Raw genomic sequence first — 21,537 nt, 5'->3', positions numbered from 1 at the left:
GACGAGTAGGAAGACATGAAGGGGAATGCCTCTCGCGACGCGTGGCTTGCGTCCCGAGTGGGACTATCGTCTCGGCATGGGATCCGACGACCTCGTGCGGGAGATCAGAGACGCGCTCCGCGCACGGGCCGACCCCGAGAGGGCGGTGGCGCAGCAGGCGTACATGACGTCCGTCCTCCCGTTCTACGGGGTGCGCCTTCCCGAGGTCCGGGCGGTGGCACGTGCGGCCGCGCGATCGTACGAGATCCCGGTCGCGGCGGAAGCGGCATCCGTTCTCTGGGACACCGTCACGCACCGTGAGGAGTGGTACGCCGCGATGGCCCTCCGCGGGCTCCCCGGGCTTCGACGGGCGCCGGACACGCTCGAGGTCGTGACCGCCATGGTCCGGTCCGGGCGATCGTGGGACATCACGGACGAATTGAGCCACCGCGTGGCCGACATGCTCGACGCGGATGCCGTGACCACCGCCCGTGTCGTCCGCGCGTGGAGCGTCGACGAGGACCTCTGGATCCGGCGGCTCGCGATCATCTCCCAGCTCGGCAGGAAGCACAGGACGGATCGCGCGCTCCTCGCCGACGTCATCGAGCCCAGCCGCGGGGACGCGGAGTTCTTCGTCGCGAAGGCGATCGGCTGGGCGCTCCGCGACTATGCGCGCACGGACCCGGACTGGGTGCGCGCCCACCTCGACGCTCACGACCTCCGAGCGTTGTCGCGCCGGGAGGCGGCGCGTCATTTGATCTAGCGGGGTGCCCCGAGGGCGAGCGGGACCACCGCGAGAAGGAGGGTGATCGGGGCGATCACGAGGCCCAGGATCACGAAGGTCCGCCACCGCACCGGCACCCCGGCGGCGCGCAGCCGGTCCGCCCAGAGCAGGGTCGCGAGCGACGCCCACGGGGTGACGAGGGGCCCGGCGTTCACGCCGACGAGCAGAGCGGCCAGACGCGCGGGGGAGTCCGCCACCGCCTCGAGGGCGAGATAGGCGGGGAGGTTGTTGATGCCGTTCGCGAGGAGCGCGCCGGCTCCCGCGAGCTGCCAGAGCGTGAACAGATCCTCGCCTGTGCCGGCGATCGCCCCGAGCACGCGTCCGCTTCCGAGCGACTCGAGCGCCGCGACGGCGGTGAAGAGACCGAGCACGAAGATCAGCAGCGACCAGGGGACGAGCCGCACCGACAGCGCTTTCGGTGCGCGCCAGGCGAAGATCACGGTCAGCGCGAGCGCAGCGGCCGTCGCGGGGATCCAGGGCTCCAGACCACTCACGAGAAGGGGGAGGAGAGCGCCGGTGACGACACCGGCCGCAATCAGGAGGGGACGATCGGCGCCGACGGGCTCGGACGCGGTCGGGTGCGTCCGGGGGAGCCGCGGCAGGAAGACCACCGACAGCACTGCGACCGAGACCACGATCGCGAGCAGGGCCGACGGCCCGAGGAGCCGGAGGAAGGCCGCCGGGTCGTGGCCGGTGCCGAGGCGGTCCAGGGAGAGCAGATTGGTGAGGTTCGACACGGGAAGGACCAACGACGCGGTGTTGGCCAGCACGACCGTGACGAACGCGAAAGGCAGCGGATCGAGCCGCCTCGACACCGCCATCGCGACGACGACCGGCGTGAGCAGGACCGCGGTGGTGTCGAGGGAGAGGAACGCCGTCGCAGTGACGGCGAGCGCGACGATGAGGACCCACAGCACCGCGCTCCGCCCACGCGCGAGGCGGGCCAGCCTGCCGGCGAGGAGGTCGAAGAGTCCTGCTTTCGCCGCGAGCTCGGCGACGACGGTGACGGACACGACGAAGACGAGGACGGGCCAGACGCGGTCGGCCACGACAGTCAGCTCCGCGGGTGAAAGGATGCCGGCCACCACCGCGATCGCGGCGAGAGCGGCGAGCGCCGCGCCGATGATCGCCAGAGTCACCGCTCCATACTGGGCCACCGGAAGGCCCGCCGTGTCCGACCGGCCGGGATGCGGCCGGTAGCCTTGATCGCGACCCTTCAGGAGAACGCTGTGACAGATGCCGCCCTGCCCTCGGACGCCGCTCGGCCCGCCGACGGTTTCGCCCTTTTCCCCGACCGCTCCGTCGTCGCCCTGAGGGTCAACGGCGAGTTGAAGGACCTGGCGACGGTCGTGCACGACGGGGACGCCGTCGAGCCGGTGACCCTCGACAGCGCCGACGGGCTCGACATCCTCCGTCACTCGGCCGCGCACGTCCTCGCGCAGGCGGTGCAGCGGATCCGGCCCCAGGCGAACCTCGGGATCGGTCCGCCCATCACCGACGGCTTCTACTACGACTTCGGTGTCGACGAGCCCTTCACCCCGGAAGACCTCAAGGCGATCAAGAAGGAGATGGAGCGCATCGTCCGCGAGGGCCAGCGCTTCGTCCGCCGGGTGGTCTCGGACGATGAGGCGCGCGCGGAGCTCGCCGACGAGCCCTTCAAGCTCGAACTCATCGGGCTCAAGGGCGCGGGCGCGGAGAAGACCGAAGGGGCGTCGGTGGAGGTCGGCGCCGGCGAACTCACCATCTACGACAACGTCTCGCGCGACGGTGAGACGGCGTGGAAGGACCTCTGCCGCGGTCCTCACATGCCCAACACCCGCATGATCGGCAACGGCTGGGACCTGCAGCGTGTGGCGGGCGCCTACTGGCGCGGGAGCGAGAAAAACCCCCAGCTCCAGCGCATCTACGGCACGGCCTGGCCGACGAAGGACGAGCTGCGTGCGTACCAGCACCGGCTCGAGGAGGCCGCGCGTCGCGACCACCGGAAGCTCGGCGCCGAGTTGGATCTCTTCTCCTTCCCCGACGAGATCGGCCCGGGGCTTGCGGTGTTCCACCCCAAGGGCGGCATCATCCGTTACGAGATCGAGCAGTACATGCGTCGTCGCCTCCTCGCCGCGGACTACGAGATGGTCAACTCCCCGCACATCACCAAGGGCGACCTGTTCATGACGAGCGGGCACCTGCAGTGGTACGCCGACGGCATGTACCCCCCGATGGAGCTGGACGAGGTGGTGGATGCCGACGGGCACGTGACGCGGCAGGGTCAGGAGTACTACCTCAAGCCCATGAACTGCCCGTTCCACAACCTGATCTTCCGTTCGCGCGGGCGCAGCTACCGCGAGCTGCCGCTCCGCCTCGCGGAGTTCGGCACGGTGTACCGCTACGAGAAGAGCGGCACCCTGGCGGGTCTCACCCGCGTGCGGGGGATGACGCAGGACGACGCGCATATCTACGTCACCTCCGACCAGGTGCGTGACGAGCTGACGAGCAACCTCGAATTCGTCCTCTCGGTGCTCCGCGACTACGGTCTCGAGGACTTCTACCTCGAGCTGTCGACGAAGGAGGAGGGCAACCCCAAGTTCATCGGCGACGACGCCCTGTGGTCGCAGGCGACGGAGACCCTGCGGGAGGTCGCCGAGGCGTCGGGTCTCGAGCTCGTTCCCGACCCGGGCGGGGCGGCGTTCTACGGGCCGAAGATCTCGGTGCAGGCGCGCGACGCGATCGGACGCACGTGGCAGATGTCCACGATCCAGCTCGACTTCAACCAGCCGGAGCGCTTCGAGCTCGAGTACACCGGTCCCGACGGCGACAAGCACCGCCCGATCATGATCCACCGCGCGCTGTTCGGGTCGATCGAGCGGTTCTTCGCGATCCTGCTCGAGCACTACGCCGGGGCGTTCCCGGTGTGGCTCGCGCCGGTCCAGGTCGTGGCGATCCCCGTCGCCGACGAGTATGCGGACTACCTGGGGGAGATCGTCCGGGAGCTGCGCGAGCGCGGTGTGCGGGCGGAGCTCGATCGTTCCGACGACCGGATGCAGAAGAAGATCCGCACCCACACGACGCAGAAGGTTCCCCTGCAGCTCATCGCGGGCGAGCAGGACCGCGCCGGCGGCACGGTGTCCTTCCGCTTCCGGGACGGCTCGCAGCGCAACGGCATCCCGATCGCCGAGGCGGTGTCCCGCATCCTCGGCGCCATCGAGGGTCGCGTGCTCGTGAACACCGCGGAGGACCTCGGGTGAGCAACGGGCGGGACACGGATGCCGACGCCTCGGTGACCGGATCGGATGCCTTCGCGGGCGTCCCGGACGAGTTCCAGCGGCTGTGGACCCCACACCGGATGGCGTACATCCAGGCCGGGCGCGAGCCGCACCACGAGGAGTGCCCCTTCTGCGCGGCGCCGGAGAAGTCCGACGAGGACGGCCTCATCGTCGCGCGCGGCCGTACGGCCTACGTCCTGCTCAATCTCTTCCCGTACAACTCCGGTCACCTGCTGGTCTGCCCGTACCGCCACATCTCGACGTACGATCAGGCGACGCCCGACGAGGTCGCCGAGATCGGTGCTCTCACCCAGGTGGGGATGCGGGTCCTCCGCGAGACCTCGCGGTGCGAGGGATTCAACCTCGGCATGAACCAGGGCGCCGTGGCCGGTGCGGGAGTGGACGGCCACCTCCATCAGCACATCGTCCCGCGGTGGTCGTCGGACGCGAACTTCTTCCCCATCATCGCCAAGACCAAGGCGCTCCCGCAGCTCCTCGGAGACGTGCGACACACGCTGGCTGAGGCCTGGCCGCGCTGACGGGGTACCTGTGGACAACGCAGGGTTCTTCCACCGCCGCATGGGTAGGGTCGTGCGGGTGATCTCCCCCTTCCTGAAGAGTCTTCCCGTCGTCGTTCTGACGACGACCGTGCTCGCCGCGACGCTGGCGGGGTGCGCGCCCGCGCCCGCTCCCTCGGCTTCCGCCGCGCCGAGCGCGACGGCATCCACGGCGACGCCGCCGGGTCCCGCGGCGGGCGAGGAGAGTCCGACGCTCGACATGGAGGCGGCCCTTCTCGAGCGTGAGGAGTTCTTCGACGCCCAGCAGCAGCCCCGCGACGGTTCGCTGCTGTCGGCGAAGACCCCCGAGCAGCAGGAGTTCATCGCGCAGCAGCGGGCCTATCTCGAGTCCCAAGGCGCGACGTGGGCGCCCGAGACGGAGTCGCTCCTCCTCGCGACGACGCTCGACGCCTGTGAGACGGCGATCCTCAACAACCATCGCACCGACGCGAGCATCTTCGCCACGCACGTGGAATCGTCACCGCTGTTCGCCCAGGTCGCCCGGGGTGATGCGGCCGCCGAGCAGGGGCTCGCGAGCATCATGGTGTTCGGGATGTCGTTCGTGTGTCCCTCGGACGCGGAGCAGTGGGATGCCGCCTACACCGAGGTGTACGGCTGAGAGTCCTCAGCGAACCTGTTCGACGGCGAACTGCATCCGAGGGTGGGCGTAGGCCTCCTGCGACTCGATGAGGCGCAGCTCCCGCTCGCCCGAATCGAAGGTGTTCTGCAGCAGATCGAACACGCTCGAGGTCGTCCGGGCGAGCGCGTCGGCGGTGTTCCCCGTGGCGGTGAGGTGAGCGGTGAAGAGCGCCGCGGTGACGTCGCCCGAGCCGTTCGCCTTCATCGGGATGTGCGGGGTCCGCACGAGCCACGCGCCGTCGTCGGTGACGGCGAGCATCTCGATCGTCCCCTCGGGGCGGTCGGGTCGCTCGACGCTCGTGACGAGCACCGTCCGGGGACCCATCGCGCGTGCGCGGTCGGCGGATTCCAGGGTCGAGGCGAGGTCCGCGGGCTCGGTACCGGTGAGGAAGCCGAGCTCGAACTGGTTCGGGGTGATGATGTCCGCCGCCGGCACGACCTTCTCCCGCAGGAGCACGGGGATCGCCGGGGCGACGAAGCAGCCGCTCTTGGCGTTGCCCATCACCGGGTCGCACGCGTAGACCGCAGCGGGATTGGCCTCCTTCACACGTGCGACGGCATCGAGGATCACGTCCGCGATCCCCTCGCCGCCCTGGTACCCCGACAGCACGACGTCGATGTCGCCGAAGACGCCCCGCTCGCCGATGCCCTCGATGACGGCGGCGACGTCGTCCGGTGCGATGAGCGGGCCGCGCCAGGCGCCGTATCCGGTGTGATTGGAGAAGTTCACGGTGTACACCGGGAGTACTTCGACCCCGATGCGCTGAAGGGGGAAGACGGCGGCCGAATTGCCGACATGGCCGTAGGCGACCGCGGACTGGATCGAGAGGATCTTCACCGGACGGTCATCCCACTGCCCGGGTGCCCGCGGTCGCCTCGACGGCGGCGAGGAGGTCGCGCCGGAGAGATGCGGCATCCGTCTCGGTCAGATCATGCACCGTCAGGCGCAGGTGGAAGCGGGCGGCGTCGTCGCCCAGGAGGAACTCGTCGCCGGGTCGGGCGAGCCAGCCGCGGCGCATGAGCTGCCCGGACACGTCGCGGGCGGGCGACGGTACACGCACCCACAGGTTCAGCCCGTCACCCGTCGACGCCGTCAGCCCTTCGCTCCGCAGGGCTTCGGCGAACGCGGCGTTCCGTTCGGCGTAGTGGACCGCCGCCTCCTCGATGCCCGACCGCACCTCCGGGTCCGTCACGAGGGCATGGGTGAGGCGCTGCAGGAGGTGGCTCACCCACGTGGTGCCCGGGCTCAGCCGCTGCGCCAGTCGCGACCCGGTCTCGGGATCGGATGCCGTCACCGCCAGGCACATGTCGGGACCGAGGAACTTCGACACCGACCGGACCAGGGCCCACCGTTCGTGGTCGCTCGGGATGACCGAGGCATGCGGCATCCGGGAGAGGAGGGAGAAGTGATCGTCTTCGATCACGAGTACGTACGGGTGGGCGGCGAGCTCTGCGCGCAGCTGCTCCGCCCGGCGCTCGGTGATGCTCGCTCCGGTCGGGTTCTGTGCGCGCGGCGTGCAGACCACCGCGCGGACGCCGTCGGCGAGCGCCGCCCGCAGACCGTCCACCGTCATGCCCTCGTCGTCGACGGGGACCGGCACGGGGCGATACCCCCCGAGGCGCACGGTGTTCAGGCTCGCCAGGAAGCACGGGTCCTCCAGCGCCACAGCGTCGTCACGGGTCAGGTAGGTGGACAGGAGACGGTCGATCGCGTCGGAGGCGCCGCTCGTGATCGTGAGTCGCATCGGCTTCTCCGGGGGCAGCGCGGCGCGCATCCACTCGCCCGCCCACGCCTCGAGGTCGCGATCGATCACGGGCTCTCCGTAGAGGACGGGCCGGCCGACGATGCGCGCGAGAGCCGACGTCGGATCGGGAATCCGCGCGGGATCCGGATTGCCCGTGCCGACGTCGCGGAGCACGGTGTCGGCGGCGAATCCGTCCTGCGCGACCGCCGCGGGGCCCGTCACGTGCGTTCCTGCGCGCCCGCGCGAGACCACGAGCCCGGCCTGGGCGAGCTGTCGATACGCCGCCATGACGGTGTTGCGGTTGACGTCGAGGGCCTCGGCGAGGGAGCGCACCGGGGGGAGGGCGTCGCCCGCGCCGAGCAGGCCGCGCTCCATGCGCTCACGAAGGCTCTCGGCGATCTCGTTCGCCGTCGCGCCCCGGATTCCCCAAAGGGCGTCGCGGTCGTTGCGGAGCATGCTGCGAGTCTATGCGGGCGCCGTCGCGCGTCCGCCCCGTGCTACCTTTTGGCCTAGGCCAATCGCCAGGCTGTCCTCACCCGTCGAAACGGAGCGCCATGTCCACCTCCACCACCGGTTCCTCCCGCGTCAAGCGGGGCCTTGCGGAGATGCTGAAGGGCGGCGTCATCATGGACGTCGTGACGCCGGAGCAGGCGCGCATCGCCGAGGACGCCGGCGCCGTGGCCGTCATGGCCCTCGAGCGTGTCCCGGCCGACATCCGCGCCCAGGGCGGGGTGTCACGCATGAGCGACCCCGACATGATCGACGGGATCATCGAGGCCGTCTCCATCCCCGTGATGGCGAAGGCGCGGATCGGCCACTTCGTCGAAGCGCAGGTCCTCCAGGAGCTCGGTGTCGACTACATCGACGAGTCCGAGGTCCTCTCTCCCGCGGATTACGTCCACCACATCGACAAGTGGAAGTACACCGTCCCCTTCGTCTGCGGAGCGACGAACCTCGGCGAAGCGCTCCGCCGCATCAACGAGGGCGCGGCGATGATCCGCTCGAAGGGCGAGGCCGGCACCGGCGACGTCTCGGAGGCGATGAAGCACATCCGCAAGATCCGAGGCGAGGTCGCAGCGCTCGGCGCGCTGACCAAGGACGAGCTGTACGTCGCCGCGAAGGAGCTCCAGGCTCCCTACGAGCTCGTCGCCGAGGTCGCCGAGACCGGGGCGCTCCCCGTCGTCCTCTTCGTCGCCGGCGGCGTGGCCACGCCCGCGGATGCCGCGATGATGATGCAGATGGGGGCGGACGGCGTGTTCGTCGGCTCGGGCATCTTCAAGTCCGGCAACCCCGCCGAGCGGGCCGCCGCCATCGTGAAGGCGACGACCTTCTTCGACGACCCCAAGGTCATCGCGGACGTCTCCCGCGGGCTCGGCGAGGCGATGGTGGGCATCAACGTCTCCGACCTGCCCGCGCCCCACCGCCTGGCCGAGCGCGGCTGGTGACGCACCGGCCCCGCGTCGGCATCCTCGCCCTCCAGGGAGACGTGCGCGAGCACGCGCGCGTGTTCGCAGAGCTGGATGCGGATGTCGGACTCGTCCGCCGGCCGGAAGATCTCTCCCTCGTCGACGGGCTGGTCCTCCCCGGCGGCGAATCGAGCGTCATCGACAAGCTGGCGCGTGCCTTCGGGATGCGGGAGCCGATCCGTGAGGCGATCGCCGGGGGGCTCCCGGTGTACGGCACCTGCGCGGGCATGATCCTCATCGCCGATCGTCTGGAGAACCCCATCGCCGGTCAGCAGACCTTCGGCGGGCTGGACGCGACGGTCCGCCGGAACGCGTTCGGGGGACAGGTCGAATCGTTCGAGGTCGCGCTGGAGGTGCCGGTGCTCGGGGCGCCGCCCGTCCACGCCGCCTTCATCCGTGCTCCCGTGGTGGTCGACTGCGGCGTGGGCGTCGAACCCCTCGCCGCGCTCACCGACGGCCGCGTCGTCGCCGTCCGGCAGGGGGCGATCCTCGCGACCGCGTTCCACCCCGAGGTCAGCGGGGAGACCCGCTTCCACGCGCTCTTCCTCCGCACGCTCCGCGCCCGCTGAGTCTCGCCGGTAGGATCGAGCGCATGTCCGGACACTCCAAATGGGCCACGACCAAGCACAAGAAGGCGGTCATCGACTCCCGCCGTGCCAAGTCGTGGGCCAAGCTGATCAAGAACATCGAAGTCGCCGCGAAGCTCGGCGGTCCCGACCTCCAGGGCAACCCGACCCTGTTCGACGCGGTCCTCAAGGCCAAGAAGACGTCGGTGCCGAAGGACAACATCGACCGCGCGATCAAGCGCGGTGCGGGGATCGGCGGCGAGTCCGTCGAATACTCCTCGATCATGTACGAGGGGTACGGCCCGAACGGCGTCGCCCTGCTGATCGAGTGTCTGACCGACAACAAGAACCGTGCCGCCGCCGAGGTCCGCACCGCACTCAGCCGCAACGGGGGCACGCTCGCCGATCCCGGCAGCGTCGCCTACAACTTCTCCCGCAAGGGTGTCATCGTCGTCTCCGGCGAGGAGACCAGCGAGGACGACGTCATGCTGGCGGTCCTCGAGGCCGGTGCCGAAGAGGTCGAGCCGCACGCGCAGGGATTCGAGGTCCTCACCGAGGCATCCGATCTCGTGACCGTCCGCAGCGCCCTCCAGGACGCCGGGATCGAGTACGAATCGGCCGACGTGGAATTCGTCCCCAACCTCAAAGTGGAGATCGACGCCGAGACGGCACGCAAGGTCTTCCGCCTCATCGACGCGCTCGAGGACAGCGACGACGTCCAGAACGTCTTCAGCAACTTCGACCTCACGGCCGACGTGCAGGCCGAGCTCGAGCAGGACGACTGATCGCCCGTCCTCGGCCCGGCGTCGCGGCATCCGTCATGTCCGCGCGTAGCGTGGACGGGTGACGTCGTCGGTGCGGGTGCTCGGGATCGATCCCGGCCTGACCCGTTGCGGGATCGGCATCGTCGACGTGCGCGCCGACCGCTCGGCCTCCCTCGTCCACGTCGGGGTCGCGCGGTCGGATCCTGCCGAGCCGATCGAGGTGCGTCTCGCGGCGATCGCGGCCGGCATCAGAGCGGCCGTCGAGGCCCACGCGCCGGAGGTCGTGGCCGTCGAGCGGGTGTTCGCACAGCACAACCGCCAGACGGTCATGGGCACCGCTCAGGCCAGCGGCATCGCCCTGCTCGTGGCGGGGGAGCGAGGCCTCCCCGCCGCGACCCACACGCCCTCCGAGGTGAAGGCGGCCATCACCGGGTACGGCTCCGCCGACAAGCGGCAGGTGCAGACGATGGTCGCGCGCGTTCTGCGACTGGACGCGCTGCCCACGCCCGCGGATGCCGCCGATGCGCTCGCCATCGCTCTCTGCCACGCCTGGCGTCGGCCCCTCGGCCCCGTCGGGGGAGGCGCGGCACTGACCCCCGCGCAGCGCGCCTGGGCACAGGCGGAACGTCGTGCGCGCTCCTGAGCGTGTTGCTCGAACAAACATGCGATACCACGTAAGGTCGGAGGATGATCTCTTCACTCCGAGGACGCGTCACCCACGCCGACGATGACGGCGTCGTGGTGGAAGTGGGCGGTGTGGGGCTCGCGGTCGCGGTGACCCCCGCGGTCGGCCGGTCCGCCCACATCGGCGCGGAGTTGATGCTTCACACGACGCTGATCGTCCGAGAGGACGCTCTGTCGCTCTTCGGGTTCGACACCCGCGAAGAGTTGCGGGTGTTCACCCAGCTCCTCGGCGTCACCGGCGTCGGCCCGAAGTCCGCGCTCGGCGTGCTGTCCTCGCTGACGGTGGGGCAGATCGCGGATGCGGTGGCCGCGGAGGACGATGCGCCGTTCCGCCGCGTGTCGGGCATCGGGCCCAAGACCGCCAAGCTCATCGTGGTCCAGCTGACGGGAAAACTCGACCACGTCGTCTCCTCCGGCGCGCCGGGCGTGGGATCGGCGGTGGCGCCGGGCGTCGCCGCGCAGGTCGTGGCCGCCCTCGTCGGACTCGGCTGGCCCGAGCGTACTGCGACGCCTGTCGTGGAGGAGGTGCTCGCCGACGTCTCCGAGGCGGATCGTGCATCGGTGCCGGCGCTTCTCCGCCTGGCACTCGCGCAGCTCGGCCCGCGCCGGAAGGAGGCCGTCGGTGGATGATCTGAGGGACGTCGACGAGCCGGTCGACGAGTCCGAGCTGGCGATCGAAGGCGCCCTGCGCCCGTCGTCCCTGGCGGAGTTCGTGGGGCAGCAGAAGGTGCGCGGTCAGCTGCAGCTGCTCCTCGATGCGGCGCGGATCCAGCAGCGTCCGGCGGACCACATCCTCCTGTCGGGCCCTCCGGGGCTCGGGAAGACGACGCTGGCGATGATCGTGGCGCACGAGAGCGACAGGCCGTTGCGACTGTCGAGCGGTCCGGCCATCCAGCACGCGGGGGACCTCGCCGCTCTCCTGTCGAGCCTCACCCCCGGCGAGGTGCTGTTCATCGACGAGGTGCATCGCATGGCGCGCTCCGCGGAGGAGATGCTCTACCTCGCGATGGAGGACTTCCGTATCGACATCATGGTCGGCAAGGGAGCGGGGGCGACGAGCATCCCGCTGGATCTCGCGCCGTTCACCCTGGTGGGGGCGACCACGCGCTCCGGACTGCTCCCCAATCCACTGCGCGACCGGTTCGGCTTCACCGCGCACCTGGAGTACTACGAACCCGTGGAGCTCGAGCGCGTCATCGAGCGCTCGGCCCACCTCATCGGCGTCGCGGTGCCGCCGGAGGCTCGCGCCGAGATCGCGCGGCGCTCCCGCGGAACACCCCGAATCGCCAACCGGCTCCTCCGGCGGGTGCGCGACTACCTCATCGTCCACGGCGACGGAGCGGATGCCGACCACGCGATCGTCGATGCGGCGCTCGACCTCTACGACGTCGATCCGATCGGTCTCGACCGGCTCGACCGGGCCGTCCTCGACGCCGTCGTGCGCCGGTTCCGCGGCGGTCCCGTCGGTCTCAGCACGCTCGCGGTCACCGTGGGGGAAGAGGCCGAGACGATCGAATCCGTCGTCGAGCCGTACCTGGTGCGGATCGGGTTCCTCGGGCGTACGCCTCGAGGACGCGTCGCGACTCCGGAGGCCTATGCGCACCTGGGCGTCCGCAGCCCCGAATCGACGCTCGAACTCGATGACCTATAATCGCTGAAGGCTTGCGCCGACCCCTCGGCAGTGCCGCCCCGGCCACGCCCTCTCGAAAGGCCCCTCCTTCTTCATGGACTTCCTCGCCAATTACGGCCTGCTCATCCTGCTGATCGCCCTCCTGGTGTTCATGTTCTGGAGCTCCCGCCGGCGCATGCAGCGCCAGAAGCTCGAGCAGGAGGAGCGGGCCCGCCAGACCGTGCCCGGTGCCGAGGTCCTCTTGCAGGGCGGGCTCTACGGCACGATCGTGGAGTACGACCCCGAGAACCTCGACCAGCCCGCGATCGTCGAGCTCGCCCCCGGTGTCGAGATCAAGGTGCACAGCCAGGCGATCCTCCGCGTCGTCTCCCCGACCGAGGGTGCCGTGACCGAGGACGACTACCTCGCGGCCGAGCAGAGCCACGAGGAGTACGCCGAGGCCGTCGCCGACGGCGAGATCACCTCGGTCAGCGACGACCGTCGTGCCGCGGGCGCTCACGAGGCGATCGACCCCGACGCCGAGCCCGGCAAGCCCCAGGCCTGACCCGTCCTCCGGGACGTCCCCACCAGAAAGCTGAGTCCGTGGCGACTTCCACCCCCGTTCGCAATGCCTGGCGCGCGCTGACCGGACTGCTGGCGATCACCGCCGTGCTGTTCGGCATCAACGCCCTCGGTGTCCACGTCTTCCAGCAGAGCTCCTGGGTCCCGGAGCTCGCTCTGGACCTCCAGGGCGGCACGCAGATCGTCCTCGAGGCGCAGACCGAAGACGGTGTCGCGCCCTCCGAGGAGCAGATGGCCCAGGCGGTCACGATCATCCGCCAGCGCGTCGACGCCTCCGGCGTCAGCGAAGCGGACGTCACCACGCAGGCCGGCAACCAGATCGTCGTCCAGATCCCCGGCCAGGCCGACCAGGAGACGCGCGACCGGATCGAGGCATCCGCACAGCTCCAGCTCCGCGCCGTCCTGTTCGCGGGCAGCCCCGCGACGAGCTTCGTCGGCGAGGACGGTACGGAGACGCCGTATCCGACCCCGGACCCCTCGCTGGTGGCGACTCCGACGGCATCGCCGACGGACGGCAGCGACCTCGCCTGGATCACCCCCGCCCTCGAGGCGGAGTTCCTCGCCTACGACTGCGCGGACCCGGCCAACGACCCCGCTCAGGCCCCGGCCGACCAGCCGCTCATCACCTGCGACCCGACCGGCGCGCAGAAGTACATCCTCGGCCCCGTCGAGCTCGACGGATCCGCGATCGACGACGCCACCTTCGGCCTGCAGTCCACCAACGGTCAGTGGGCGGTCAACCTCCGCCTCGACGCCGAGGGCACCGAGACCTTCGCCGCGATCAGCCAGCGCCTCTACGGTGCGACGCCGCCGCTGAACCAGTTCGCCTTCGTCCTCGACGGATCGGTGCTCTCGGCGCCCTCGATGAACGCGATCATCGTCGGCGGAGACCCGAGCATCACCGGCAGCTTCACCCAGGAGAGCGCGCAGGTGCTCGCCGATCAGCTGAAGTACGGTGCGCTCCCGCTCAGCTTCAACGTCGAGAGCTCCAACACCGTCTCGGCGACCCTCGGTTCCCAGCAGCTCCAGATCGGTCTCATCGCCGGTCTCATCGGCCTGTTGCTCGTCGCGATCTACTCCGTCGTCGTCTACCGCGCCCTCGGCTTCGTGATCGTCGCGTCGCTCATCGTGATGGGGGTGCTCACATACGTCATGCTGGCGATCCTCGCCTGGCGCATGGGCTTCCGCCTCTCGCTGGCCGGCGTCGCGGGCATCATCGTGACCATCGGCTTCACGGCGGACTCGTTCATCGTCTACTTCGAACGCATCAGAGACGAGATGCGTGACGGGAAGTCGATCACCAGTGCCGTCGAGGACGGCTGGGCGCGGGCGAAGCGGACCATCTACATCTCGAAGTCCATCAACGTCCTGGCCGCGGTCGTCCTGTACGTCCTGGCCGACGCGAGCGTGAAGGGCTTCGCCTTCACGCTGGGTCTCACCACGCTGATCGACATCCTCATCTTCATCCTCTTCACCCACCCGGTGCTCCAGCTCCTCGCGAGGACGACGTTCTTCGGCTCCGGGCATCCGCTCTCCGGACTCGACCCCGACGCGCTCGGCGCGGTGTACCGCGGACGCGCCCAGTTCCGCAGCCCCGTCGCCGCCGGATCCGCGGGAGCGGCCAAGCGTGCGGGCCGTGCACGGGGTGAGGCAGTGCGACGACAGACGATCGCCGAACGCAAGCAGGCGGAGCTGCAGGCCGCGGGTGCGGACCGGACATCGTCGACCACCGGCAAGGAGGGAGACCGCTGATGCGCTCCATGAATCAGCTCGGCAACGACCTCTACACCGGTAAGGTCTCTTTCCCGTTCGTCGGCCGCCGGCGTCTGTGGTTCCTCATCGCGGCGATCCTCGTCATCGGTGCGGCCCTCGTTCCGCTGTTCCGTCCGATCCAGTTCTCCATCGAGTTCACCGGAGGCTCGCAGTTCACGGTGAACAACGTGGTCGACACCGACCAGTTGATCGCCGATGAGGCGGTGCGGTCGGTCGTCCCGACCGCGACCACACGCGTGGCGACCGTCGGTGAAGACACGATCCGCGTTCAGACGGACCAGCTGACGGATGCCGAGACCCGCGACGTCTCCGCCGCCCTCTCCGAGGCGTACGACGTCCCCGTCGCCGACATCAGCGAGTCCTTCATCGGTCCCAGTTGGGGTGCGGACGTCACGCGGCAGTCGCTTTGGGGGCTGGCGATCTTCCTCGCCCTGACCTTCATGATCCTCGCCCTGTACTTCCGCACGTGGAAGATGTCGGTGGCAGCCATCATCGGTCTGGTCGATGTGCTCGTGATCACCATCGGCGTGTACGCGCTCTTCGGCTTCGAAATCTCGCCGGCCGGCGTCATCGGCTTCCTGACGATCCTCTCGTACGCGCTGTACGACACCACCGTGGTGTTCGACAAGATCAGGGAGAACACCACGGAGGACGGCGAGATATCGGGTCGCACCTTCGGGGAATCCGTGAACCTCGCGGTGAACCAGACGCTGGTGCGGTCGATCAACACGACGGTCGTCGCCGCACTCCCGACCGCCGCCATCCTCATCATCGGTGTCATCTGGATGGGCGCCCAGACGCTCACGGACCTTTCGCTGGCGATCTTCGTCGGAACGATCGTCGCCGCGTACTCCACCCTGTTTGTCGCCGCGCCGCTGTACTCGCTGCTCCGGGAGCGCGAGCCCAACCTGGTCGCACGCGACCAGCGTGTGCTCGAGGCCCGCGAGCTGGCCGGCACCCCCGCCTGACTCGACCCGCCCTCGGGCGGCGTAGGATGATGATCTTCACCGGAGGGTAGGGCGTCGATTGGCAGAGACCGTTCCCCCCGCGTCGACATCGTCGCTTCGACGACTCGTGCCGCGGATCTTCTCGCGGTCGGCACGACGGGATGATGTCGAGCAGCTGCTGAGGACGGTGCGGACGCACCATCCCAAAGGCGACCTCGTCATCCTCGAGCGCGCCTACGCGGTGGCCGACAAGGCGCACAGCGGCCAGACGCGCCAGAGCGGCGAGCCGTACATCACGCACCCGCTCGCGGTAGCGCAGATCCTCGCCGACCTGGGGCTCGGACCGCGTGCGATCGCCGCGGCGCTCCTCCACGACACCGTCGAGGACACCTCCTACGGGCTCGACGACCTGTCGGCGGAGTTCGGCGACGAAGTCGCGATGCTGGTCGACGGCGTCACCAAACTCGACAAGGTCAAGTACGGCGAGAGCGCGCAGGCCGAGACCGTCCGCAAGATGATCGTCGCGATGTCGCGCGACATCCGCGTCCTGCTCATCAAGCTCGCCGATCGACTCCACAACGCCCGGACCTGGGGCTTCGTGCCGCCGGAGAAGGCGCGGAAGAAGGCGACGGAGACCCTCGAGATCTACGCGCCCCTGGCGCACCGGCTCGGCATCCAGGCGATCAAATCCGAACTCGAGGACCTGAGTTTCGCGGTGCTCCACCCGAAGCTGTACGCCGAGATCGAGAGCCTCGTGCGTCAGCGGACGCCCCAGCGCGAGCAGTACGTGCGCAACGTCATCGAGTCCGTCGATGCGGACCTGCGCGAGTTGCGCATCCGCGGACGGGTCGTGGGGCGGCCCAAGCAACTGTACTCGGTCTACCAGAAGATGATCGTGCGCGGTCGCGAGTTCGACGACATCTACGACCTGATCGGCATCCGCGTCCTCGTCGGCAGTGTCCGTGACTGCTATGCGGTCCTCGGGGCCATCCACGCGCGGTGGACGCCGCTTCCGGGCCGGTTCAAGGACTACATCGCGACCCCGAAGTTCAACCTCTACCAGTCGCTTCACACCACGGTCATCGGACCGAACGGCCGCACCGTCGAGATTCAGATCCGCACCAACGAGATGCACCAGCAGGCGGAGTTCGGCGTCGCCGCCCACTGGAAGTACAAGGAGCAGATGGCGGGCGCGAAGCCCGACGCGAAGGCCATGGACACCGACATGGCCTGGCTCGCGCACATCTCCGACTGGCAGGCAGAGACCGCCGACCCGGGGGAGTTCCTGGATTCGCTGCGCTTCGAGATCGGCGCGAAGGAGGTCTACGTCTTCACGCCCAAGGGTCGCGTGATCGGCCTCCCCGCAGGCGCGACACCGGTCGACTTCGCCTACGCGGTGCACACCGAGGTCGGGCACCGGACGATGGGCTCCAAGGTGAACGGTCGGCTCGTGCCGCTGGAATCCGAGCTGAAGAGCGGCGACGTCGTCGAGGTCTTCACGTCGAAGAACCCCGATGCGGGTCCCAGCCAGGATTGGCTGAGCTTCGTCAAGAGCACGCGCGCCCGCTCCAAGATCCGAGGCTGGTTCACGAAGGAGCGGCGCGAAGAGGCCATCGAGCAGGGCAAGGAGTCCATCGCCCGCGCGATGCGGCGACAGAACCTGCCCCTCCAGCGGCTGATGAGCCAGGACTCGTTCGGCGAGGTGGCGCAGCAGCTGAAGTACGAGGACGTCTCCGCGCTCTATGCGGCGGTCGGGGAAGGGCATGTGTCGACCCAGTCCGTGATCGAGAAGGTCACCGCGCTCGTCAGCGCCCAGGACACCTCGACCGGGCCGATCGACATCCCCGTGGTCGGACGCGCCCGCCAGCCGCGCAGCGGCGACTCCGGTGTCCTCGTGCGGGGCGCCCCCGACATCCTGGTGAAGCTCGCCAAGTGCTGCACGCCGGTCCCCGGCGACGAGATCGTCGGTTTCGTCACTCGCGGGAGCGGGGTGTCGGTCCACCGCGAGGACTGCACCAACGTGGCCTCCCTCAAACAGGACCCGCAGCGTCTGATCGACGTCGAGTGGGCGCCGACGACGAAGAGCCTCTTCCTCGTTCAGATCCAGGTCGAGGCCCTGGACCGCTCGGGTCTGCTCAGCGACGTGACGCGTGTGCTCAGCGAGCATCACGTGAACATCCTGTCGGCGACGGTGTCCACCAACAACGACCGCCTCGCCATCAGTCGTTTCGTCTTCGAGATGGGCGATACCGTCCACCTCGACCGGGTGTTGAATGCCGTCCGGCGTATCGACGCCGTCTACGACGTCTATCGGGTCACGTCGAGCTGATCGCTCAGGGCGGTCAGTGCCGCCCGCGCCCGGCGGACGTGGGGGAGGGAGCTGGCCTCCAACCACGCTCGCGTCTCATCGAGAACCGCGGGGACGGCTGTCGCGAACGCCCGGGCGGCGTCCGCGTAGACGGGGGATTCCTCGCGCAGGAGGTCAGCGAGTGTGCGGGCCCGGGACGTGACGAGCGTGCCCCCGCAGCGGAGCAGATCGTCCGGATCCACGCGGATGTCGCGATACTGCAGGCGCCGTGAGACCAGCGTATGCCGCCGCCGCGGGCTCGTGCGTTGCACGGTGTGGCGACTGGGCGGGTGGACCAGACCGCCGTGGATCCATGCGGCGGACAGATGGGTGGCGGCCAGATCGTCGCCGAGCAGCGGACGGAGGGATGCCGCCCGCAGCGCGACGGTCTCCACGGTGTCCGCCGGTGCGTAGCCCTCGCCGACTTCGACGATGTCACCGTCGAGGCAGGCCGCGGTCAGTTCCGCATGCGAGAGGCGGTCACCGGCGAAGTACAGCAGTCGAGATCCCACCCTCGAAGTGTGCCCTGCGCCGCCACAACGCGGCGACCCCGGCTCCGTTCCTGTGGATATCTCCCGCGAGACTGCATCTCCCGGTCGAGACTGCGCGCCGCGCACGCAGTCTCGACCGGAAGATGCAGTCTCGCGGTCAGTGAGGGGTCAGAGGCCCAGGGCGGAGAGCCAGGCGCGCCGGGCTTCGAGGGCCTCGGTCGCGCGCGCGAGGGCCTTCTTGTCCCCGGAGGCCTCGGCCGTGGCCACGTCCGCCTCGAGCTTGGCGATCGCGTCGGTGAGCTGGCGGGTCATGTCGTTGGCCCGCGCCTTCGTCTCGGGGTTGTTCCGCTTCCAGTCGACCTCTTCGCGACCGCGCAGCGCCTGCTCGATCTTGCGGAGATCGTCGTCGAGGGCGCGCTCGGCATCGCGCGGGAACACACGACCGATCTCGTCCCAGCGCCGCTGGATGCCGGTGAGGAGCTGGCGGGCCTTGGCGATGTCGCGCTCGTCCGCGACGGCGCCGGCCTCGACGAGCAACGCGCGCTTCGCCTCGATCTTCTCGCGGGAGGCTTCGGCGTCGGCCGCCTCCCGCTCGCCGCGCGCCGAGTACAGGGCGTCACCGGCGGCCTTGAAGCGCGCCCAGAGCGCGTCGTCCGCCTTCTTGCCGGCACGACCGGCGCCCTTCCACTCGTCGAGGAGGTCGCGGTACGCGGGGATACCCTCTTCGCCGCGCGGCGCGAGGGCTTCAGCGCGCTCGACGAGCCGGGTCTTGCGGTCGCGCACGGCCTTGTGGGCCTCATCGAGCTCGGCGAAGAACTCGCGCCGGTGCTTGTCGACACTCGCACGGGCATCGCGGAAACGCTTCCAGAGTTGCTGAGCGGTCGCCTTCGGGAGACGGGGGCCGGTCTGCTGCTGGGACTGCCACTGATCGAACAGTGCCGTCATCTCGGCGGACGCCTGCTTCCACTGCACGGTCCGCGGGTCGCGGGCGGCGAGCGCTTCGGCAGCCTCCACGACCGCGGTGCGCTCGCGCACGGCCTCGTCGACCGCTTCGCGCGCGGCGGCGGCTTCGGTCTCGGATGCCGCGGCCAGTGCGTCGACGAGCGCGGCCACGCGCGCCTCGAGCGCCGCGAGGTCGCCGACGGCGGCCGCCCCGTCCAGCTTGCCGGCGACGGTCTTCGCCGCGGAACGCAGGTCGGAGGCGGACGCGCCGCCTCGGCGGTGCCGAACCTCCAGCAGCGTCACCTCGGAAGCGAGGTCAGCGTACTTGCGCTCGAAGTAGGCGAGCGCCTCGTCGGTCGAGCCGTCGGGATACTGGCCGACCACGCGCCACCCCGCGGCTTCACGGACCGAGACGGTGCCGTCGTCGTCGACGCGTCCCCAGGGCTCGGTCGACGCGGCGTCGTTGGCGGTTTCGGATCGGGATTCTGCTTCGGCAGTCACGGGATGCACCTCATCGCGGATCTCTCCGCCTGTGGGGGAATGAACGGCTCCTCAGCCTAGTACGCGGGTCCGCCCGGCCGGAGGTCGACTCACTCGGTGGGTGCGGGCGTCGGCGTCGGCGCGTCCTCGGACGGTGCCGGTGTGGTCTCGTCCGAGGGTTCGGGGGTCTGCGTCGGCGCGGGGGACTCCCCGGGTGCGGGGGTCTCGATCGGCGCGGGAGCACCCGGCCCCGCGGTGAAGTACACCGTCTGCACGCCGACGGCGGCGAGGATCAGCAGGCCGCCCACGACGACGCCGATGAGGTTGTCGCGGCGGCGCCGGGCGCCCTGAGAAAGGTGGAACTCCGTCCGCGCCTGATACAGCCGCGCGCGCTCTCGCGCCTGTCGGTCCTTCGCCTGGGCCACCGGTTCTCCTCTACGACGAGCACGGGCCTGCTCGATCGGCCCGATCCTACGGCTCGGGCGGGGGAGTGCCCAAACCTGAGCGACGGTGTCCGTGCCGGCGATTAGCCTGGGCGGGTGAGTACCTCCGCCGCCCTCTTCCAGGGGCAGACGCCGCTGGCGGTGCGCATGCGCCCTGCGTCGCTCGACGAAGTGGCGGGTCAGGAGCATCTTCTGCGGCCGGGGTCTCCTCTCGTCATGCTCGCCGACGCCGGGACGACCGGGCGGACGGCGTCCTCGGTGATCCTCTGGGGGCCGCCCGGAACCGGCAAGACGACCATGGCACAGGCGATCGCGCGATCCTCCGGTCGACGCTTCGTGGAGTTGTCGGCCGTCACCGCCGGTGTGAAGGACGTCCGCGAGGTCATGCAGGAGGCCGTCACGCAGCGCGACCTCTACGGACAATCGACGATCCTCTTTCTCGACGAGATCCACCGATTCACGAAAGCGCAGCAGGATGCCCTGCTCCCCGGGGTCGAGAACGGGTGGGTGGTGCTCATCGCCGCCACGACCGAGAATCCGTCGTTCTCCGTGATCTCCCCCCTGCTGTCACGCTCGCTTCTTCTCACCCTGCGTCCCCTCACCGACGACCAGCTCGGGTCGCTCCTGGACCGCGCCGTCGAGGATCCCCGAGGCCTCGACGCCGCCGTGGCGCTGCTCGCCGAGGCGCGGGAGGCCCTCGTGCGACTGGCCTCCGGCGATGCCCGCCGGGCCCTGACGGCACTCGAGGCGGCGGCATCCCTCGCCGAGGCTCCCGACGGTGAGGACGGCGAGGGTGACGCGGATCGGCGCCCGGAGATCACGGCCGATCACGTCGCGCAGGCGGTGGATCGTGCTCTGCTGCGCTACGACCGTCAGGGCGATGAGCACTACGACGTCATCAGCGCCTTCATCAAGTCCATCCGGGGGTCGGACCCCGACGCGGCGCTGCACTACCTCGCCCGGATGATCGAGGCGGGGGAGGACCCGCGCTTCATCGCCCGTCGTCTGATCATCTCCGCCTCGGAGGACATCGGTCTCGCCGATCCTCAGGGGCTGGTGATCGCGGTCGCCGCCGCCGATGCGGTGCAGTTCGTCGGAATGCCGGAAGGACGGATCCCGCTCGCGGAGGCGACCGCGTACCTCGCCACCACGGCGAAGTCGAACGCGGCGTACCTCGCGATCGATCGCGCGATCGCCGACGTCCGCGCCGGGGGATTCGGCCGCGTGCCGCTGCACCTTCGCGACGCGCACTATCCCGGTGCCAAGCGGCTCGGCCACGGGAAGGGCTATCGATACCCGCACGACAGCGAGGTGGGCGTCGTCGCGCAGCAATATCTTCCCGACGAGCTTCGCGGCCGTCGCTACTACGACCCGACACCGCGAGGCCAGGAGCGGGACATCGGCGCGCGCTTGGAGAAGATCCGCCGCATCGTCGACGGGGATTGAGCGCTCCACCGGGGCGGCGGAGGTGGCTCTGGTAGC

At 69.8% G+C, this 21,537-nt stretch carries 21 protein-coding genes; 15 read left to right on the top strand and 6 right to left on the bottom strand.

Annotated elements, in window-relative coordinates:
• Window positions 1–76 precede the first annotated feature (76 nt).
• A complete protein-coding gene (locus AB0O93_RS05980; protein ID WP_363341459.1) occupies window positions 77–742 on the top strand; it encodes a DNA alkylation repair protein in 666 nt (221 codons plus the stop codon).
• On the opposite strand, the gene AB0O93_RS05975 is transcribed toward AB0O93_RS05980, so the two are convergent.
• Window positions 739–1,902, bottom strand: a complete 1,164-nt coding sequence (locus tag AB0O93_RS05975) for an SLC13 family permease (protein ID WP_363341457.1) — start codon at window positions 1,900–1,902, stop codon at window positions 739–741. The two genes, AB0O93_RS05980 and AB0O93_RS05975, sit on opposite strands and share 4 nt — an antisense overlap.
• Window positions 1,903–1,992: 90 nt before the next feature.
• On the opposite strand from AB0O93_RS05975, the gene thrS reads away from it, so the two are divergent.
• The 3 genes from thrS to AB0O93_RS05960 are packed head-to-tail and all read left to right on the top strand — an operon-like array spanning window position 1,993 to window position 5,196.
• Window positions 1,993–4,002: a threonine--tRNA ligase gene (gene thrS, locus AB0O93_RS05970; protein WP_363341455.1), complete on the top strand. Its 2,010-nt coding sequence runs from the start codon at window positions 1,993–1,995 to the stop codon at window positions 4,000–4,002.
• Window positions 3,999–4,559 (top strand): HIT domain-containing protein, encoded by a 561-nt coding sequence (locus AB0O93_RS05965; protein WP_363341453.1) that lies wholly within the window; start codon window positions 3,999–4,001, stop codon window positions 4,557–4,559. The genes thrS and AB0O93_RS05965 overlap by 4 nt, the downstream gene beginning before the upstream one ends.
• Before the next feature lie 58 nt (window positions 4,560–4,617).
• On the top strand, window positions 4,618–5,196 hold the full coding sequence (locus AB0O93_RS05960; protein ID WP_363341451.1) for a hypothetical protein: 579 nt from the start codon (window positions 4,618–4,620) through the stop codon (window positions 5,194–5,196).
• A 6-nt stretch (window positions 5,197–5,202) separates the two neighbouring features.
• Here the strand turns inward: AB0O93_RS05960 and pdxY are convergent, their stop codons facing one another.
• Together pdxY and AB0O93_RS05950 are read right to left on the bottom strand one after the other, a co-directional pair.
• Entirely contained in the window at window positions 5,203–6,054 is an 852-nt protein-coding gene (gene pdxY / locus AB0O93_RS05955; protein WP_363341449.1) for a pyridoxal kinase PdxY, read from the bottom strand.
• A gap of 7 nt (window positions 6,055–6,061) precedes the next feature.
• Complete coding sequence (locus AB0O93_RS05950) at window positions 6,062–7,417, bottom strand: aminotransferase class I/II-fold pyridoxal phosphate-dependent enzyme (protein WP_363341447.1); 1,356 nt, start codon at window positions 7,415–7,417, stop codon at window positions 6,062–6,064.
• A 98-nt stretch (window positions 7,418–7,515) separates the two neighbouring features.
• Here AB0O93_RS05950 and pdxS point away from each other — a divergent pair, with 98 nt between their 5' ends.
• The 10 genes from pdxS to AB0O93_RS05900 all read left to right on the top strand — a co-directional run bounded on the left by pdxS (window position 7,516) and on the right by AB0O93_RS05900 (window position 17,681).
• Entirely contained in the window at window positions 7,516–8,406 is an 891-nt protein-coding gene (pdxS, locus tag AB0O93_RS05945) for a pyridoxal 5'-phosphate synthase lyase subunit PdxS (RefSeq protein ID WP_236968919.1), read from the top strand.
• Window positions 8,400–8,996, top strand: coding sequence for a pyridoxal 5'-phosphate synthase glutaminase subunit PdxT (gene pdxT, locus AB0O93_RS05940; RefSeq protein WP_363341867.1), 597 nt, complete (start codon window positions 8,400–8,402; stop codon window positions 8,994–8,996). The genes pdxS and pdxT overlap by 7 nt, the downstream gene beginning before the upstream one ends.
• Before the next feature lie 23 nt (window positions 8,997–9,019).
• Complete coding sequence (locus AB0O93_RS05935) at window positions 9,020–9,778, top strand: YebC/PmpR family DNA-binding transcriptional regulator (protein ID WP_363341445.1); 759 nt, start codon at window positions 9,020–9,022, stop codon at window positions 9,776–9,778.
• A 58-nt stretch (window positions 9,779–9,836) separates the two neighbouring features.
• On the top strand, window positions 9,837–10,400 hold the full coding sequence (gene ruvC, locus AB0O93_RS05930) for a crossover junction endodeoxyribonuclease RuvC (RefSeq protein WP_363341443.1): 564 nt from the start codon (window positions 9,837–9,839) through the stop codon (window positions 10,398–10,400).
• Between the two features lie 44 nt (window positions 10,401–10,444).
• Window positions 10,445–11,071, top strand: a complete 627-nt coding sequence (ruvA, locus tag AB0O93_RS05925; protein ID WP_363341441.1) for a Holliday junction branch migration protein RuvA — start codon at window positions 10,445–10,447, stop codon at window positions 11,069–11,071.
• Entirely contained in the window at window positions 11,064–12,092 is a 1,029-nt protein-coding gene (gene ruvB, locus AB0O93_RS05920; RefSeq protein ID WP_363341439.1) for a Holliday junction branch migration DNA helicase RuvB, read from the top strand. Before ruvA ends, ruvB begins: the two co-directional genes overlap by 8 nt.
• Window positions 12,093–12,165: 73 nt before the next feature.
• A complete protein-coding gene (locus AB0O93_RS05915) occupies window positions 12,166–12,615 on the top strand; it encodes a preprotein translocase subunit YajC (protein ID WP_363341437.1) in 450 nt (149 codons plus the stop codon).
• A 38-nt stretch (window positions 12,616–12,653) separates the two neighbouring features.
• Entirely contained in the window at window positions 12,654–14,384 is a 1,731-nt protein-coding gene (gene secD, locus AB0O93_RS05910; RefSeq protein WP_363341435.1) for a protein translocase subunit SecD, read from the top strand.
• A complete protein-coding gene (gene secF / locus AB0O93_RS05905) occupies window positions 14,384–15,373 on the top strand; it encodes a protein translocase subunit SecF (protein ID WP_363341433.1) in 990 nt (329 codons plus the stop codon). The genes secD and secF overlap by 1 nt, the downstream gene beginning before the upstream one ends.
• Before the next feature lie 58 nt (window positions 15,374–15,431).
• Window positions 15,432–17,681, top strand: a complete 2,250-nt coding sequence (locus AB0O93_RS05900) for a bifunctional (p)ppGpp synthetase/guanosine-3',5'-bis(diphosphate) 3'-pyrophosphohydrolase (RefSeq protein ID WP_363341431.1) — start codon at window positions 15,432–15,434, stop codon at window positions 17,679–17,681.
• Here the strand turns inward: AB0O93_RS05900 and AB0O93_RS05895 are convergent.
• The 3 genes from AB0O93_RS05895 to AB0O93_RS05885 form a co-directional block, all read right to left on the bottom strand.
• Window positions 17,660–18,211, bottom strand: a complete 552-nt coding sequence (locus tag AB0O93_RS05895) for a hypothetical protein (protein ID WP_363341429.1) — start codon at window positions 18,209–18,211, stop codon at window positions 17,660–17,662. The two genes, AB0O93_RS05900 and AB0O93_RS05895, sit on opposite strands and share 22 nt — an antisense overlap.
• A gap of 147 nt (window positions 18,212–18,358) precedes the next feature.
• Entirely contained in the window at window positions 18,359–19,633 is a 1,275-nt protein-coding gene (locus AB0O93_RS05890; protein ID WP_363341427.1) for a DUF349 domain-containing protein, read from the bottom strand.
• Between the two features lie 89 nt (window positions 19,634–19,722).
• Window positions 19,723–20,037, bottom strand: a complete 315-nt coding sequence (locus tag AB0O93_RS05885) for a dioxygenase (RefSeq protein ID WP_363341425.1) — start codon at window positions 20,035–20,037, stop codon at window positions 19,723–19,725.
• 114 nt (window positions 20,038–20,151) lie between these two features.
• Here AB0O93_RS05885 and AB0O93_RS05880 point away from each other — a divergent pair, with 114 nt between their 5' ends.
• A complete protein-coding gene (locus tag AB0O93_RS05880; protein ID WP_363341423.1) occupies window positions 20,152–21,501 on the top strand; it encodes a replication-associated recombination protein A in 1,350 nt (449 codons plus the stop codon).
• Window positions 21,502–21,537: the final 36 nt, after the last annotated feature.

The organism is Microbacterium sp. NPDC077184 (assembly GCF_040687055.1).
Taxonomy (GTDB): Bacteria; Actinomycetota; Actinomycetes; order Actinomycetales; family Microbacteriaceae; genus Microbacterium.
The sequence above is the reverse complement of the archived record's forward strand: the minus strand, read 5'-3'. Positions and strand labels throughout refer to the sequence as shown.